Genomic DNA, 14922 nt, shown 5'->3' with positions numbered 1-14922 from the left:
GGCCGTCCCCGGTGAAAGAAACGCTTACGGGTCGTCCCGTAAGGCAGAGATTACGTCCCATATTGTGGTTAGCGTGCTATTTTTTTTCAATCATTATTTGCTGAACACGTTAAGGCAAGAAATAGCCGCAGTATGGCGCGTAGTTCCGGCATTTAGCACTCATCCGACTTCTCTATGATGATGTGCTTTCTGATGGCAGGAAGCCAAACCACTAGCCGACTGCGAATAAAATATGTTCAAAATTCTTTTGATTGACCGTTGTCACTTCACCCGCACGGGGTTTGAAGCATGGCTCAATCATTCCGGTTTGTTCCCGGGACACTACGTTGTGACCGGGTTAAATAATCTGTTCCTTGCCAGGGAGCACATTCTGCAATGGAAACCCACGCTGGTTATCGCCGATCTTTACGGCTTCAGGCAGGATATTCATCATTTTCAGCAGCTCTCATCGTTGCTGAGCGCCAGTGAACGATTACCGTTTATTTTGCTGCAATCGGGAGAGGACCGCGGCATGACCGACTGGCTCGGACAGTTCCCTGTGTGGTCGTCGCTGTTGAAAAACGCCAGTCTCGAAGAAGTGGCAACGACGATCAACAACGTATTAATCTCACGCGCCAGCGCTGACAGGCCAACGGCGGCGGCCCCCTTGCTGACCCGACAGGAAGAGAAAGTGCTGACATTGTGGATGGACGGTGCGAGCAATCAAAAAATTGCCGCTCACCTGAGTATCAACGGAAAAACGGTGTATACCTATAAACGCAATATCCGCATGAAATTGCATATGGATACGCGTTTTTCTCCGTTCTTATCCCTGCAGGAATCAGAAAGCTGACGGTACGAAACCCGCTGGTCTCGTACCGTATGTTAATTACTGCTGAGCTTTGGTTGCCGCACCAGAGATTGCGCTACCACCTTCAGAAATGTCCTGACCGACGCCACGCGTGGTATTACAGGCAGTTAACACTGAAGAAAGTACCAGGACTGAAAAGATCGCTGCAATTGTTTTCTTAACCATAATATCTTCCTTTTATAGCCAAAGTTGTTTTGTGTATAGCAACTTAAGAATAGACAAGATCCCGCCGGTTGACGGAAAAGGAAGCATTTTTAGGAAAATTAGACGAACTTAGCTAGCGGCGTGAGAAATGATATGACCGAGATCCTGGATATCTTGTCCCATCCCACGGGTGGTGTTACAGCCGGAAAGTAATGCACTGGAAAGCGCTAACAGAAGCAGAATTTTAACGGTACGTTTCATCATCCCTGCCTGCAAAAATCAGGCGCAGCGGGCGCTGCGCCTTCAATCATGACGTAAATTACTTCACGCGGGATACGTATTCGCCGGAGCGGGTATCCACTTTGATCACTTCGCCAGTCTGTACGAACAGTGGAACTTTAACCACTGCGCCGGTAGACAGTTTGGCTGGTTTACCACCGGTACCTGCGGTATCACCTTTCAGACCTGGATCGGTTTCAACGATTTCCAGTTCAACGAAGTTTGGTGGGGTCACAGCGATAGGCTGGCCGTTCCACAGGGTCACGATGCACTCAGCCTGATCCAGCAGCCATTTAGCGCTATCACCTACCGCTTTCTCATCAGCAGACAGCTGTTCGAAAGTGGAGTTGTTCATGAAATGCCAGAACTCACCGTCGTTGTACAGATAGGTCAGGTTCATATCAACAACATCAGCGCCTTCAGCGGAGTCAGTAGACTTGAAGGTTTTCTCAACACGGGTACCGGTCAGCAGACGGCGCAGCTTAACGCGTGCGAATGCCTGGCCTTTACCTGGTTTAACGAATTCGCTGGCTTCAACCGCGTACGGTTCGCCGTCCATCATGATTTTAAGACCAGCACGAAAATCGTTGCTATAGTACGTTGCCATAAGGCCCTCTAAATTTGTTAACTGGTAGCTAAGCCACAAAATGGCGCATATTGTAACCCTAAACACCCCGTCCAGAGAAGATTGGTTATCGCAACTTGCCGATGTAATCACCAGTCCTGATGAATTGCTGCGTCTTTTAGACCTCGATCAGCACCGAGAGTTGCTTGCAGGCCGCGAGGCAAAGCGCCTTTTCGCCCTGCGCGTTCCCCGTGCGTTTGTGGCGCGAATGGAGAAAGGCAACCCCGACGATCCACTTTTAAAACAAACGCTTACTTCGCAGGATGAGTTTATCACCGCGCCGGGATACAGCACCGATCCGCTGGAAGAGCAGAACAGCGTGGTGCCGGGTTTACTGCACAAGTATCTCAACCGCGCCCTGCTGCTGGTAAAAGGCGGCTGTGCGGTAAATTGTCGTTATTGCTTCCGTCGGCACTTCCCGTATGCCGAAAACCAGGGCAATAAACGCAACTGGCAGGTCGCGCTGGACTATATCGCCGCCCATCCGGAGCTGGATGAGATTATTTTTTCCGGCGGTGACCCGCTGATGGCAAAAGATCATGAGCTGGACTGGCTGCTAACCCAGCTTGAAGCCATTCCGCACGTCAAGCGCCTGCGTATTCACAGCCGTTTACCGATTGTCATTCCGGCACGTGTCACTGACGGCCTGGTGTCACGCCTGGAGCAGTCAAGATTGCAGGTGCTGCTGGTGAACCATATCAACCACGCGAACGAAATTGACGATGACTTTCGCGCGGCGATGGCGCGTCTGCGTAAAGCGGGCGTGACGCTGCTGAACCAGAGCGTGCTGCTGCGCGGCGTCAATGACAGCGCCCGCGTGCTGGCTGACCTGAGCAATGCCCTGTTTGATGCGGGCGTGATGCCCTATTACCTGCACGTGCTGGATCGCGTTCAGGGCGCGGCCCATTTCATGGTGACGGATGAAAAAGCCCGGCAGATTATGCGCGAACTGTTAACGCTGGTTTCAGGCTATATGGTGCCGAAGCTGGCACGCGAGATTGGAGGAGAGCCGAGCAAGACGCCGCTGGATTTGCAGCTGCGGCAGCGCTAGTTTCCCCCCACCCTAACCCTCTCCCACAGGGAGAGGGAAAAGGCAATCAGTTTGGGCACTTGTAGACCTGGCCGTTCATCTGGCTGGCGGTCGGCACGAAGCTGGACAGCATACTCTGCGTTGGGCTGCTCACACCGTAAATCACGTTACCGCCCATTGCCGCAGCCTGGTTACGCAGGGCATTCGCCGCACCGCGCATCGAGCCGCCTTCTTCGCCATGCTGCCCTGACATCCAGTTACTTTGCTCACCGGTTGCCGTGCCTAACAGCTGACATTCACTGCCAGGCTTATCTTCCACAAAGCGAACGCCCTGGCCCGCTGCCGACAGCTCATTGCTGGAGCTACAACCCGCCAGCAGCAATGCTGCCCCTACAATCCCTGCACAGACTTTTACGCGCATGTTATTCCTCGTTTTCAATAAGCTGGACAGTAGTTGTCCGTGTGTAAATCTTATACCTAAAAGATGACCAAAAGAAAAACCCCCGAGCATTTCTGCCCAGGGGTTTTTCACATTCTACGACGTAGAACGCACGATTACATCATGCCGCCCATACCGCCCATGCCGCCCATGCCAGCAGCACCTAAGTCAGGTGCATCGCCTTTAGGCAGGTCGGTTACCATGCACTCGGTGGTGATCATCAGGCCAGCGACAGATGCCGCGTACTGCAGAGCAGAACGGGTCACTTTAGTTGGGTCCAGGATACCGAAGTCGATCATGTTGCCGTATTCTTCAGTTGCTGCGTTGTAACCGTAGTTACCTTCGCCCGCTTTCACATTGTTCGCAACCACAGATGGCTCTTCACCGGCGTTAGAAACGATCTGACGCAGAGGGGCTTCCATTGCGCGGAGCGCAACTTTGATACCCACGTTCTGATCTTCGTTCTGTGCGGTCAGGCCTGCCAGTTTAGCGGCAACACGCACCAGCGCAACACCACCACCAGCAACCACGCCTTCTTCTACCGCAGCACGGGTCGCGTGCAGAGCATCGTCAACGCGTGCTTTTTTCTCTTTCATTTCAACTTCGGTAGCTGCACCGACTTTGATTACCGCAACGCCGCCTGCCAGTTTCGCTACGCGCTCCTGCAGTTTTTCACGGTCGTAATCGGAAGTCGCTTCTTCGATCTGCTTACGGATCTGACCCACGCGGCCCTGAATAGCGGCTTCTTCACCCACACCGTCGATGATGGTGGTGGTGTCTTTGTTGATCACAACGCGTTTCGCCTGGCCCAGGTCTTCCAGGGTCGCTTTTTCCAGCTCCATACCGATCTCTTCAGAGATCACGGTACCGCCAGTCAGGGTAGCGATATCCTGCAGCATCGCTTTACGGCGATCGCCGAAGCCAGGTGCTTTAACCGCAGCCACTTTCACGATGCCGCGCATGGTGTTAACCACCAGGGTCGCCAGCGCTTCGCCTTCAACGTCTTCAGCGATGATAACCAGAGGCTTGCCTGCTTTCGCAACGGCTTCCAGTACTGGCAGCATTTCGCGGATGTTGGAGATTTTCTTATCAGCCAGCAGGATGAATGGGCTTTCCAGCTCAACAGCGCCAGTTTCTGGCTTGTTGATGAAGTATGGGGACAGGTAACCGCGGTCGAACTGCATACCTTCTACCACGTCCAGTTCGTCTTCCAGACCGGTACCGTCTTCAACGGTGATTACGCCTTCTTTACCGACTTTGTCCATCGCTTCAGCGATCAGTTTACCTACGGTTTCGTCGGAGTTAGCGGAGATAGTACCAACCTGAGCAATGGCTTTAGAGTCAGAGCACGGTACGGACAGCGCTTTCAGTTCTTCAACAGCGGAGGCGACAGCTTTGTCGATACCACGTTTCAGATCCATTGGGTTCATGCCCGCAGCAACGGCTTTCAGACCTTCGGTGATGATCGCCTGCGCCAGAACGGTCGCGGTGGTGGTACCGTCACCTGCAGCGTCGTTCGCTTTAGAGGCAACTTCTTTCACCATCTGCGCACCCATGTTTTCGAACTTGTCTTCCAGCTCGATTTCACGTGCTACAGAAACACCATCTTTGGTGATGGTTGGCGCGCCGAAGGATTTATCCAGCACTACGTTGCGGCCTTTCGGGCCCAGGGTCACTTTAACTGCATCTGCCAGTACGTTTACGCCGCGGAGCATTTTTACACGAGCGTCGTTACCGAATTTTACGTCTTTAGCTGCCATGTTCTTATTTCCTCAAATTCTCGTGCGTAAATTACGCTTCAACAATTGCCAGAATGTCGCTCTCGGACATGATCAACACTTCTTCATTGTCGATCTTCTCGGATTTCACGCCGTAGCCATCGTTGAAAATTACGATGTCACCAACTTTAACGTCCAGCGGCTGCACAGTTCCGTTTTCCAGGATGCGGCCCTTACCGACAGCGATGATTTCGCCACGCGTTGATTTGGCTGCTGCAGAACCGGTCAGAACGATGCCGCCAGCAGACTTGGTTTCAACTTCTTTACGTTTGACGATCACACGATCATGTAACGGACGAATACTCATTGATAGCTCTCCTTTGAGAAAGTCATTATCAGTTATGGATGACGCCGGCCCGCATGCGGTTTTCCGACTAGTGCCCTGAGAGATGGGGATAGCTTTTTCCCCCTTCAAGGGGGAGTCGAAAAAAAAATTTGCGAAAGTGTTACCATCGCCTCTCTTTTGGTACTGGCAGGGCGATGTCAATGAGTGGACTCAAGCAGGAGCTGGGGCTGGCGCAGGGCGTCGGACTGCTCTCAACCTCCTTGTTAGGTACGGGCGTGTTTGCCGTACCCGCACTGGCGGCGCTGGTGGCTGGAAATAACAGCCTGTGGGCGTGGCCGGCGCTGATTGTATTGGTTTTCCCGATAGCCATTGTGTTTGCCATCCTGGGGCGGCATTTCCCCAGCGCGGGCGGCGTGGCGCACTTTGTCGGACTGGCCTTTGGCCCGCGGCTGCAGCGTGTCACCGGCTGGCTGTTTCTCTCCGTCATTCCGGTTGGCCTACCTGCGGCGTTGCATATTGCGACCGGCTTTAGTCAGGCGCTTTTTGGCTGGCATAACGAGCAGTTATTGCTGGCCGAACTGGGTACGCTGGCGATCGTCTGGTGGGTGGGATCTCGCGGCGCCAGCTCCAGCGCCAACCTGCAGACGCTGGTTGCGGTGCTGATTGTCGCGCTCGTTGTCGCAATCTGGTGGGCGGGCGATATCACAATAAAGGAAATTCCCTTCCCTGCGCTGACCGACGTCGACCATTCCGAGCTTTTCGCCGCGCTCTCCGTCATGTTCTGGTGTTTTGTCGGCCTGGAAGCCTTTGCCCATCTGGCCTCTGAATTTAAGCAGCCTGAACGCGATTTCCCCCGCGCGCTGATGATAGGCCTGCTGCTTGCTGGCACGGTCTATTGGGCGTGTACCGTGCTGGTCTTACACTTCCACGCGTTCGGAGCGGATCTCGCCGCCGCGGCATCGCTGCCGGGTATCGTGGTGGAATTGTTCGGCGTGAAGGCGCTATGGATCGCCTGCGTCATCGGCTATCTCGCCTGTTTTGCCAGCCTCAATATTTATATCCAGAGCTTTGCCCGGCTGGTGTGGTCGCAGGCGCTCGACAAACCTGAGAATCGCCTCGCGCGCCTGTCTAAACGCCAGCTGCCGCTGAATGCCCTGAATGCCGTACTGGGCTGCTGCGTGCTGAGTACGCTGTGCATTTACGCCCTGAAGATTAATCTGGACGCGCTGATCGTCTACGCCAACGGCATTTTCATCATGATCTACCTGCTGTGCATGCTGGCGGGATGTCGTTTGCTGAAAGGTCGCTATAAATCTCTGGCGGTCGTCGGGGGTTTGCTTTGCCTGCTGTTGCTGGCGATGGTGGGATGGAAGAGTCTGTACGCGATTGTCATGCTGGCAGGGCTGTGGGTGTTTTTGCCGAAGCGCGGTGCGCTCCCGGAGGCCCGGTAGGCGAAGCGCCACCGGGCAAAAACATTACCGATCGTCTTTATGGTCTAAACGGTCGTGCTGTTCATCCTTACGCTGATACTCCCCTTCGAAGGTATCGCCCGGCCCGGTGCTAAATCCGCCCCCCGGCATTCGGCTAAAGCGCAGATGCGGCAGCAGCTTCATGGTCAGGTGTTTTTGCACCGGCGGCAGAAGCAGCAGCAGGCCGAGGAAGTCAGTGAAGAACCCCGGCAGGATCAGCAGCAGCCCCGCAATAATCAATGACACGCTTTTGATCATCTCTTCCGCCGGGCTTTCCCCTGCGGCCATCTTCTGCTGCATTATCAGGAAATTTTTGAAACCCTGATTACGCACCAGCGACATGCCGATGACGGAGGTGAAAATCACCAGAATCAGCGTCAGCAGGACGCCCAGCACATGGGCAACCTGGATGAAAATGGAAATCTCAATGTAAATATAGAGAAAGAAAGCAATAAACGGTATCCAGCGCACTGGCATCTCCTGTGTGGCAGAGGCCATCGGGCCCCTGTCTGAATGTGTTCGCGACGCGCGTTTGTAAGAGATGGTGACGGTTAGCGAAAATTCAATCAGTTTGCACGGATATTTTTTTTGGAAATTTTAAAGCGGTGACCCATTTCACAGATTAATAATTATCATGGAATCGGCTCGATAATAAGTGATCCAGCTTACGGCAATTCGCTATCATCAGCATATGATCTCGAGCATCTGGCTGATTGAGGGAATAATCGTCGGTCAGAAAATATTCAAAACCACATAAATACTGTGTGTTTAGTACAATCCATCGGCAGCTTGAAAAGAAGGTTCACATGTTAAACAACATTCGTATCGAAGAAGACTTGTTGGGTACCAGGGAAGTTCCAGCGGATGCCTACTACGGTGTCCACACTCTGAGAGCGATTGAAAACTTCTACATCAGCAACAGCAAAATCAGCGACATCCCTGAGTTTGTCCGTGGCATGGTGATGGTGAAGAAAGCCGCAGCACTGGCCAACAAAGAGCTGCAAACCATTCCTAAAAGCGCGGCAAATGCGATTATCGCAGCCTGCGATGAAGTGCTGAACAACGGCAAATGCATGGACCAGTTCCCGGTTGACGTCTATCAGGGCGGCGCGGGCACCTCCGTCAACATGAATACCAACGAAGTACTGGCAAACATTGGCCTGGAGCTGATGGGTCACCAGAAAGGTGAATACCAGTACCTGAACCCGAACGATCACGTAAACAAATGCCAGTCTACCAACGACGCCTACCCTACCGGCTTCCGTATCGCGGTGTATGCCTCTGTGGTGAAACTGGTGGATGCGATCAACCAGCTGGGTGATGGCTTCCAGCGTAAAGCGGTTGAGTTCCAGGACATCCTGAAAATGGGTCGTACCCAGCTGCAGGACGCGGTGCCGATGACCCTCGGCCAGGAATTCCACGCGTTTAACGTACTGCTGAACGAAGAGACCAAAAACCTGCTGCGCACCTCCGAGCTGCTGCTGGAAGTGAACCTGGGCGCCACCGCCATCGGTACCCGTCTGAACACCCCGGATGGCTATCAGCAGCTGGCGGTACAGAAGCTGGCTGAAGTCTCTAACCTGCCGGTTGTGCCTGCAGAAGACCTGATTGAAGCCACCTCCGACTGCGGCGCCTACGTCATGGTACACAGCGCCCTGAAACGTCTGGCGGTGAAACTGTCCAAAATCTGTAACGACCTGCGCCTGCTCTCTTCCGGTCCGCGCGCTGGCCTGAATGAAATCAACCTGCCAGAGCTGCAGGCCGGTTCATCCATCATGCCAGCCAAGGTGAACCCGGTGGTGCCAGAAGTGGTGAACCAGGTTTGCTTCAAAGTCATCGGTAACGATACGACCGTGACCATGGCCTCTGAAGCGGGTCAGCTGCAGCTGAACGTGATGGAGCCAGTGATTGGCCAGGCGATGTTTGAATCCATCCACATCCTGACCAACGCCTGCTACAACCTGCTGGAAAAATGCATTAACGGCATCACGGCGAATAAAGAAGTCTGTGAGGGTTATGTATACAACTCCATCGGGATCGTCACCTACCTCAACCCGTTCATCGGTCACCACAACGGTGACATCGTCGGTAAGATTTGCGCTGAAACCGGTAAGAGCGTACGTGAAGTGGTGCTGGAGCGCGGGCTGTTGACCGAAGCTGAGCTGGACGATATCTTCTCGGCCCAGAACCTGATGCACCCGGCATATAAAGCGAAACGATATACCGATGAAAGCGAACAGTAACCGTTCTGGCTAGGCTTCTTAAGGCACGTCACTTGTGACGTGCCTTTTTTCTTTTTAGGCGTTACCAAAATACAACAATTCAATATCAACTTGTTAATAAGCAAGGCAGGTCCTTATGTTTGGAGCAGAACTCGTCATCGTCTTGTTGGCGATTTATTTGGGAGCAAGACTCGGGGGTATCGGCATCGGTTTTGCCGGCGGTCTCGGGGTGCTCGTTCTTACCCTTATCTTTCAGATTAAACCCGGCGCAATCCCGTTCGACGTTATCGAAATCATCATGGCAGTTATTGCCGCTATCGCCGCCATGCAGGTGGCAGGCGGTATGGACTACCTGGTAAGCCTGGCGGAGCGTATGCTGCGCCGCCATCCAAAATACATTACCTTCCTTGCCCCGCTGGTGACCTGGTTTATGACCATCCTCGCCGGTACGGGCCACACCGCCTTCTCTACGCTGCCGGTGATTACCGAAGTGGCGAAAGAGCAGGGTATCCGTCCGTCTCGTCCGCTCTCTATTGCCGTCGTCGCGTCCCAGATTGCGATTACCGCCTCGCCGATTTCCGCTGCGGTGGTCTTCTTCGCCGGTATCCTTGAGCCGATGGGCGTGAGCTACCTGACGCTGCTGGCGATCTGTATCCCGGTGACGCTGATCGCGGTGATGATCACTGCCGTGCTGTGTAACTTCCTTGGCGCTGAACTGAAAGACGATCCGGTTTACCAGGAACGCCTTGCCAAGGGTGAAGTGAGACTGCGTGGCAGCCAGGTCTTCGAGCTGAAGCCGCACGCAAAACGCTCCGTGCTGCTGTTCCTGATCGGTATTGTCGCGGTGATGTTCTACGCGACCGCCATCAGCGACACCGTGGGCCTGATCCAGAACCCTGTCCTGCCGCGTAACGAAGCGATTGTAGTGTTTATGCTGACCATCGCGACGCTGATTAGCATCACCTGTAAAATCGACACCAGCGAAGTGCTGAACGCCAGCACCTTCAAATCCGGTATGAGCGCCTGCGTGTGCGTCCTCGGCGTAGCCTGGCTTGGTGATACCTTCGTGAAAGCGCACATCAGCGACATTCAGACCGTAGCAGGCGACCTGCTGCACAACTACCCGTGGCTGCTGGCGGTGGTGCTGTTCTTTGCCGCTACCCTGCTTTACTCCCAGGCGGCGACCACCAAAGCGCTGATGCCTGCGGCACTGATGCTGGGCGTTACGCCACTGACGGCGATTGCCTCTTTCGCGGCGGTTTCTGCCCTGTTCGTTCTGCCAACCTACCCAACCCTGCTGGCGGCGGTGGAGATGGATGACACCGGCTCAACACGTATCGGTAAGTATGTGTTTAACCACGCGTTCCTGATTCCGGGCGTGGTCGCCATTTCACTTTGCGTGATTCTCGGCTTTATCATTGGCGGCGTGGTGCTGTAAACGGTGAGTGGTTGTAAAAATAGTTAAAATCGGGCCGCTCTGCGGCCCGTTTCATTAATGACCAACCGCCTTGCGTGATATAGTGAAGCCTTTCGTGATGAGGAGGTCGACTTGTGAACACGCCTGATGCTGTTGTCGTACTGTGCACCGCTCCTGATGAAGCCTCTGCCCAGGATCTCGCCGCCAAAGTGCTGGCCGAAAAACTGGCTGCCTGCGTGACGCTCCTCCCCGGTGCCACTTCCCTGTATTACTGGGAAGGCAAGCTGGAGCAAGAGTACGAAGTCCAGATGTTGCTCAAAACCAATCTGGCGAATCAGCAGGCACTCCTGGACTGCCTCAAATCTCATCATCCATACCAAACCCCGGAGCTGCTGGTATTGCCAGTGGTTCATGGCGATAACGACTATCTCTCATGGCTCAACGCTTCCTTACGCTGATCCTGCTGCTGTGCAGCACGTCAGCTTTTGCCGGGTTATTTGACGCGCCCGGCCGTTCGAACTTTATTCCTGCCGACCAGGCGTTTGTTTTCGATTTTCAGCAGAACCAGCACGATCTGACGCTCACCTGGCAGGTGAAAGAGGGCTATTACCTCTATCGCAAACAGGTGAGCATTACCCCTGCCCAGGCAAACGTGGGCGCATTACGGCTGCCCGCTGGCGAGTGGCATGAGGACGAGTTCTACGGTAAGAGTGAAATCTACCGCCAGCGCCTGAGCGTGCCCGTTACGGTGAATCAGGCGGATAAAGGCGCGACGCTGACGGTGACCTATCAGGGATGCGCGGACGCGGGATTCTGCTATCCGCCGGAAACGAAAGTCGTGCCGCTTAGCGAAGTGAAAGCGACTGCTGCTGTAACGCCGGTCCCCTCGTTTGAGAAAACCAACGACAGCGCTGACCTTCCGTTCTCAGCGTTGTGGGCTTTACTGATTGGTATCGGCATTGCCTTTACGCCGTGCGTGTTGCCGATGTATCCGCTCATCTCTGGCATCGTGCTGGGCGGCAAACAGCGTCTTTCTACCGCCCGCGCGCTGCTGCTGGCTTTTATATACGTGCAGGGAATGGCGCTAACCTACACGGCGCTCGGCCTCGTGGTTGCCGCTGCCGGGTTACAGTTCCAGGCCGCACTGCAGCATCCTTACGTCCTTATTGGCCTGTCGGCGGTCTTCATCCTGCTGGCACTGTCGATGTTCGGCCTGTTTACCCTGCAGCTACCGTCGGCTTTGCAGACTCGCTTAACGCTGATGAGCAACCGCCAGCAGGGCGGCTCCGCAGGCGGCGTGTTCGCGATGGGTGCCATTGCTGGGCTGATATGCTCTCCCTGCACCACCGCGCCGCTGAGCGCCATCCTGCTCTATATCGCCCAGAGCGGTAACATGTGGCTCGGCGGCGGAACGTTGTACCTGTATGCCCTGGGCATGGGCCTGCCGCTGATTCTGGTCACGGTTTTCGGTAATCGACTTCTGCCGAAGAGCGGCCCGTGGATGGAGACGGTGAAAACCGCATTTGGCTTTGTCATCCTCGCGCTGCCGGTGTTCCTCCTTGAGCGTATTATCGGCGACGCCTGGGGTTTGCGCCTGTGGGCGATGCTCGGCGTAGCGTTCTTTACATGGGCGTTTATCGTCAGCCTGGAGGCGAAGAAGCCATGGATGCGCCTGGTGCAAATCCTGCTGCTGGCTGCCGCGCTGGTGAGCGTACGCCCTCTGCAGGACTGGGCGTTCGGCACACCGGTGGGTCAGATGCAAGCGCATCTGAACTTCACCCAGATTAAAAACGTGGATGAACTTAACAGCGCCCTGGCAGAGGCGAAAGGCAAACCGGTGATGCTCGATCTCTATGCCGACTGGTGTGTCGCCTGCAAAGAGTTTGAAAAATATACTTTTAGCGATCCACAGGTGCAAAGCGCCCTGAAAGAGACCGTTTTGCTCCAGGCTAACGTGACCGCCAATAATGCGCAGGATAAGGCTCTGCTGAAGCAGCTTAACGTACTCGGGCTGCCAACCATTCTGTTCTTCAATCAACAGGGCCATGAGCAGCCTGAGCAGCGTGTAACCGGGTTTATGGATGCTGCGGCATTTAGCGCGCATTTGCGCAATCGCCAACCGTAAACAACACTTTAAACGGGACAAACCGTTGGGAATAGCGGAGGAGATAACCGTGCAACGTGAAGACGTACTGGGACAAGCCCTGCAACTACTTGAGATTCAAGGGATCGCCAGCACCACGCTTGAGATGGTAGCCGACCGTATCGATTATCCCCTGGATGAACTTAAGCGCTTCTGGCCGGATAAAGAGGCGCTACTCTATGATGCCCTGCGCTATCTCAGCCAGCAGGTTGATATCTGGCGCAGACAGCTGATGCTGAATGAAGAACTGACCGCGGAGCAAAAGCTGCTGGCGCGCTATACCGCGCTGACGGAATGCGTCAGCAACAACCGCTACCCGGGTTGTCTGTTCATCGCCGCCTGCACTTATTTTCCCGACCCAGGCCATCCTATCCACCAGTTGGCGGAGCAGCAAAAACGGGCGGCGCATGACTTCACCCACGAGCTGCTGACCACGCTGGAAGTCGATGACCCTGCGATGGTGGCTAAACAGATGGAACTGGTGCTGGAAGGTTGCCTCAGCCGCATGCTGGTGAACCGTAGCCAGGCAGATGTGGATACGGCGCACCGCCTGGCGGAAGATATTCTACGCTTTGCCCAATGCAGAATGGGTGGAGCGCTGACCTAAGCCAGCATTCCCGCCCAGGCGGAGATGAGCAGACACAGCGCCATCAGGCGCTGAAACCGCACCATCGCCACGGTGGTGCGAAAAATTCGGTTCACCGCTTTACCCAACCACGCCCAGCACATCAAACAGGCTATCGAGATCAGCAGAAACCATACCGCCATTAGCGCAATATCCCGCAATGCATGGTCGCCAGCAGGGGCAAACAGACTGACGACGGCCAGCGCCATCATCCAGGTTTTGGGGTTCACGATCTGCAGCAGCGCCGCCGCCCGAGCGGTGAATCGGATACGGTGCTCAGCGGAGAGACGGGCAGCCGGGGCGCGAAACAGCTGCCAGCTCATCCAGCTTAGCCACAGCACGCCTGCCCAGCTCATTATCTGACGTATCAGAGGGTACTGACGCAGCGCTTCCCCCGCGCCCGCGCCGGATACCAGCACGATCGCACTGGCCGCGATACACCCGCCCAGAATAGCAGGTACGGTATTTTTTACGCCAAAGTGCTGGCTGTTCGTCAGCACGAGAATATTGGTCGGCCCCGGCGTAATGGAGGCGACAAATGCGAACAACAGAAAGGGTATCAAACTCACAGGTGGCTCCTTTTTATTAGAGCCATGAATGTGCCGTTATTTTTTGGAAACGTCTGGAAGGTTTGTGCACAACCGTCGGTAGTGTGCAGGAGAGATGCGGTAAGCACGCTGAAACCAACGCCCCAGATGGCTTTGATCGGCAAATCCCACTGCGGCAGCCACATCAACGGGCTGGTCACCGCGCGCCAGCAGCTGTCGGGCCTTTGCCAGACGAAGCTGAATAAGCCATGCGTGTGGCGCCAGGTTGAACTCGCGCTTAAAACAGCGCGTCAGGGTAAAGCGATCCGTGCCCGTCTCGCGCGCAAGATCTGACAGCCCCACGTTCTCACCGATATGGGCATAGAGATAGTCGCGCGCACGATGCGCCACGGCAGCGCTTTGTAACTGCGACGGCAGTTTCTTACGCCAGTGGCAGTGGGCGGTGATCCGGGAGAGCAGATTATCCATTGTGCTCTGCTGAACGATTTTTATCTCGTCATTATGCAGTGTGGCGAATGTCTCACCGATAGCGCGCACCAGCTGCGGCTCCCGCGTCAGCGTTTGGGCAAAGTGGAGTGAATAACTCCCTGGAGTAGATTCGTAAAGCCCTTGTAGTGCACGGGTAAGCCAGCGCTCATCAAGATAGAAGGTCAAATAGGTAAAGCCGCCCTCTACAGGCGCATCACCGTCGTGGATCTCGCCAGGCTCAAGGAGAAATGCGTCGCCCGGCTGGCTACGATGACGCTCGCGGCGGCAGTGAAACTGCTGCGTGCCAGAGAGGGTTATCCCAACCAGATAGCTATCGTGCCAGTGCGGATCAAAGGCATGCCCTTCGAAATGCGCTTTAATCGTCTCAATACCCGTATCTGCATGCTGACGCAGTTCAAGCCAGTCATTTGCCATACTGCCCTCCTCTTGCTGTCAGCATTGCCGTATTACACTGGTTATGTCTGGAAGATTTGTGCATTTTCACGGCGAAAGCGGACAGATTGCCGCAAACTTAAGCAGTTGAACAGCTTTTCCCGAAATAATGTTGACGATCGAGCGTGATTGCGGTTTAATGCGCT

At 54.8% G+C, this 14922-nt stretch carries 17 protein-coding genes; 8 read left to right on the top strand and 9 right to left on the bottom strand.

Annotation, left to right across the window (positions count from 1 at the left end; translation table 11 throughout):
- Nucleotides 1-232 precede the first annotated feature (232 nt).
- Nucleotides 233-832 (top strand): LuxR C-terminal-related transcriptional regulator, encoded by a 600-nt coding sequence (locus tag DEO48_RS15830; protein ID WP_109845696.1) that lies wholly within the window; start codon nt 233-235, stop codon nt 830-832.
- A gap of 36 nt (nt 833-868) precedes the next feature.
- Here DEO48_RS15830 and ecnB read toward each other — a convergent pair whose 3' ends face one another.
- From ecnB to efp, 3 genes are all read right to left on the bottom strand, one after another.
- Entirely contained in the window at nt 869-1015 is a 147-nt protein-coding gene (gene ecnB, locus DEO48_RS15825) for a lipoprotein toxin entericidin B (RefSeq protein ID WP_003025482.1), read from the bottom strand.
- A 108-nt stretch (nt 1016-1123) separates the two neighbouring features.
- A complete protein-coding gene (locus DEO48_RS15820) occupies nt 1124-1255 on the bottom strand; it encodes an entericidin A/B family lipoprotein (protein ID WP_024907352.1) in 132 nt (43 codons plus the stop codon).
- Nucleotides 1256-1313: 58 nt separating this feature from the next.
- Nucleotides 1314-1880, bottom strand: a complete 567-nt coding sequence (efp, locus tag DEO48_RS15815) for an elongation factor P (RefSeq protein ID WP_008502940.1) — start codon at nt 1878-1880, stop codon at nt 1314-1316.
- A gap of 40 nt (nt 1881-1920) precedes the next feature.
- Between efp and epmB the strand changes: the two genes are divergently transcribed.
- Nucleotides 1921-2949, top strand: a complete 1029-nt coding sequence (gene epmB / locus DEO48_RS15810; protein ID WP_109845695.1) for an EF-P beta-lysylation protein EpmB — start codon at nt 1921-1923, stop codon at nt 2947-2949.
- A 46-nt stretch (nt 2950-2995) separates the two neighbouring features.
- Here epmB and DEO48_RS15805 read toward each other — a convergent pair whose 3' ends face one another.
- The 3 genes from DEO48_RS15805 to DEO48_RS15795 form a co-directional block, all read right to left on the bottom strand.
- Complete coding sequence (locus tag DEO48_RS15805; RefSeq protein WP_023310115.1) at nt 2996-3349, bottom strand: DUF4156 domain-containing protein; 354 nt, start codon at nt 3347-3349, stop codon at nt 2996-2998.
- Nucleotides 3350-3483: 134 nt separating this feature from the next.
- On the bottom strand, nt 3484-5127 hold the full coding sequence (gene groL / locus DEO48_RS15800) for a chaperonin GroEL (protein ID WP_023310114.1): 1644 nt from the start codon (nt 5125-5127) through the stop codon (nt 3484-3486).
- A 31-nt stretch (nt 5128-5158) separates the two neighbouring features.
- Nucleotides 5159-5452 carry a co-chaperone GroES gene (locus tag DEO48_RS15795; protein WP_003855929.1) on the bottom strand — a complete coding sequence of 98 codons (294 nt, stop codon included), beginning with the start codon at nt 5450-5452 and terminating at the stop codon, nt 5159-5161.
- A 179-nt stretch (nt 5453-5631) separates the two neighbouring features.
- Between DEO48_RS15795 and yjeH the strand changes: the two genes are divergently transcribed.
- Complete coding sequence (gene yjeH / locus DEO48_RS15790) at nt 5632-6882, top strand: L-methionine/branched-chain amino acid transporter (protein ID WP_109845694.1); 1251 nt, start codon at nt 5632-5634, stop codon at nt 6880-6882.
- A gap of 24 nt (nt 6883-6906) precedes the next feature.
- Here yjeH and DEO48_RS15785 read toward each other — a convergent pair whose 3' ends face one another.
- The gene (locus DEO48_RS15785) at nt 6907-7371 is read right to left on the bottom strand and encodes an FxsA family protein (RefSeq protein ID WP_181367024.1); all 465 of its coding nucleotides are present in this window, start codon (nt 7369-7371) and stop codon (nt 6907-6909) included.
- A 335-nt stretch (nt 7372-7706) separates the two neighbouring features.
- Between DEO48_RS15785 and aspA the strand changes: the two genes are divergently transcribed.
- The 5 genes from aspA (at nt 7707) to DEO48_RS15760 (ending at nt 13289) form a co-directional block, all read left to right on the top strand.
- Entirely contained in the window at nt 7707-9143 is a 1437-nt protein-coding gene (aspA, locus tag DEO48_RS15780; RefSeq protein WP_003855923.1) for an aspartate ammonia-lyase, read from the top strand.
- Nucleotides 9144-9258: 115 nt separating this feature from the next.
- Complete coding sequence (locus tag DEO48_RS15775) at nt 9259-10560, top strand: anaerobic C4-dicarboxylate transporter (protein WP_023334226.1); 1302 nt, start codon at nt 9259-9261, stop codon at nt 10558-10560.
- A 113-nt stretch (nt 10561-10673) separates the two neighbouring features.
- Nucleotides 10674-10997, top strand: a complete 324-nt coding sequence (gene cutA, locus DEO48_RS15770) for a divalent cation tolerance protein CutA (RefSeq protein WP_014168278.1) — start codon at nt 10674-10676, stop codon at nt 10995-10997.
- Nucleotides 10973-12664, top strand: a complete 1692-nt coding sequence (locus DEO48_RS15765) for a protein-disulfide reductase DsbD (protein WP_109845692.1) — start codon at nt 10973-10975, stop codon at nt 12662-12664. The genes cutA and DEO48_RS15765 overlap by 25 nt, the downstream gene beginning before the upstream one ends.
- 49 nt (nt 12665-12713) lie before the next feature.
- The gene (locus tag DEO48_RS15760) at nt 12714-13289 is read left to right on the top strand and encodes a transcriptional regulator (protein ID WP_023310110.1); all 576 of its coding nucleotides are present in this window, start codon (nt 12714-12716) and stop codon (nt 13287-13289) included.
- Here DEO48_RS15760 and DEO48_RS15755 read toward each other — a convergent pair.
- A complete protein-coding gene (locus DEO48_RS15755) occupies nt 13286-13876 on the bottom strand; it encodes a LysE family translocator (protein WP_109845691.1) in 591 nt (196 codons plus the stop codon). The two genes, DEO48_RS15760 and DEO48_RS15755, sit on opposite strands and share 4 nt — an antisense overlap.
- A gap of 36 nt (nt 13877-13912) precedes the next feature.
- A complete protein-coding gene (locus DEO48_RS15750; protein WP_109845690.1) occupies nt 13913-14758 on the bottom strand; it encodes an AraC family transcriptional regulator in 846 nt (281 codons plus the stop codon).
- Between the last annotated feature and the right edge of the window lie 164 nt (nt 14759-14922).

The sequence above is a fragment of the Enterobacter sp. CGMCC 5087 genome, from assembly GCF_003144775.1.
In the GTDB taxonomy this organism is placed as follows: domain Bacteria; phylum Pseudomonadota; class Gammaproteobacteria; order Enterobacterales; family Enterobacteriaceae; genus Enterobacter; species Enterobacter cloacae_M.
The sequence above is the reverse complement of the archived record's forward strand: the minus strand, read 5'-3'. Positions and strand labels throughout refer to the sequence as shown.

What these genes read in the sequence shown, in the direction of transcription:
- DEO48_RS15830 (WP_109845696.1), top strand. Translation starts at nt 233, where the DNA reads ATGTTCAAAATTCTTTTGATTGACCGTTGTCACTTCACCCGCACGGGG.
- ecnB (WP_003025482.1), bottom strand. Translation starts at nt 1,015, where the DNA reads ATGGTTAAGAAAACAATTGCAGCGATCTTTTCAGTCCTGGTACTTTCT.
- DEO48_RS15820 (WP_024907352.1), bottom strand. Translation starts at nt 1,255, where the DNA reads ATGAAACGTACCGTTAAAATTCTGCTTCTGTTAGCGCTTTCCAGTGCA.
- efp (WP_008502940.1), bottom strand. Translation starts at nt 1,880, where the DNA reads ATGGCAACGTACTATAGCAACGATTTTCGTGCTGGTCTTAAAATCATG.
- epmB (WP_109845695.1), top strand. Translation starts at nt 1,921, where the DNA reads ATGGCGCATATTGTAACCCTAAACACCCCGTCCAGAGAAGATTGGTTA.
- DEO48_RS15805 (WP_023310115.1), bottom strand. Translation starts at nt 3,349, where the DNA reads ATGCGCGTAAAAGTCTGTGCAGGGATTGTAGGGGCAGCATTGCTGCTG.
- groL (WP_023310114.1), bottom strand. Translation starts at nt 5,127, where the DNA reads ATGGCAGCTAAAGACGTAAAATTCGGTAACGACGCTCGTGTAAAAATG.
- DEO48_RS15795 (WP_003855929.1), bottom strand. Translation starts at nt 5,452, where the DNA reads ATGAGTATTCGTCCGTTACATGATCGTGTGATCGTCAAACGTAAAGAA.
- yjeH (WP_109845694.1), top strand. Translation starts at nt 5,632, where the DNA reads ATGAGTGGACTCAAGCAGGAGCTGGGGCTGGCGCAGGGCGTCGGACTG.
- aspA (WP_003855923.1), top strand. Translation starts at nt 7,707, where the DNA reads ATGTTAAACAACATTCGTATCGAAGAAGACTTGTTGGGTACCAGGGAA.
- DEO48_RS15775 (WP_023334226.1), top strand. Translation starts at nt 9,259, where the DNA reads ATGTTTGGAGCAGAACTCGTCATCGTCTTGTTGGCGATTTATTTGGGA.
- DEO48_RS15765 (WP_109845692.1), top strand. Translation starts at nt 10,973, where the DNA reads ATGGCTCAACGCTTCCTTACGCTGATCCTGCTGCTGTGCAGCACGTCA.
- DEO48_RS15750 (WP_109845690.1), bottom strand. Translation starts at nt 14,758, where the DNA reads ATGGCAAATGACTGGCTTGAACTGCGTCAGCATGCAGATACGGGTATT.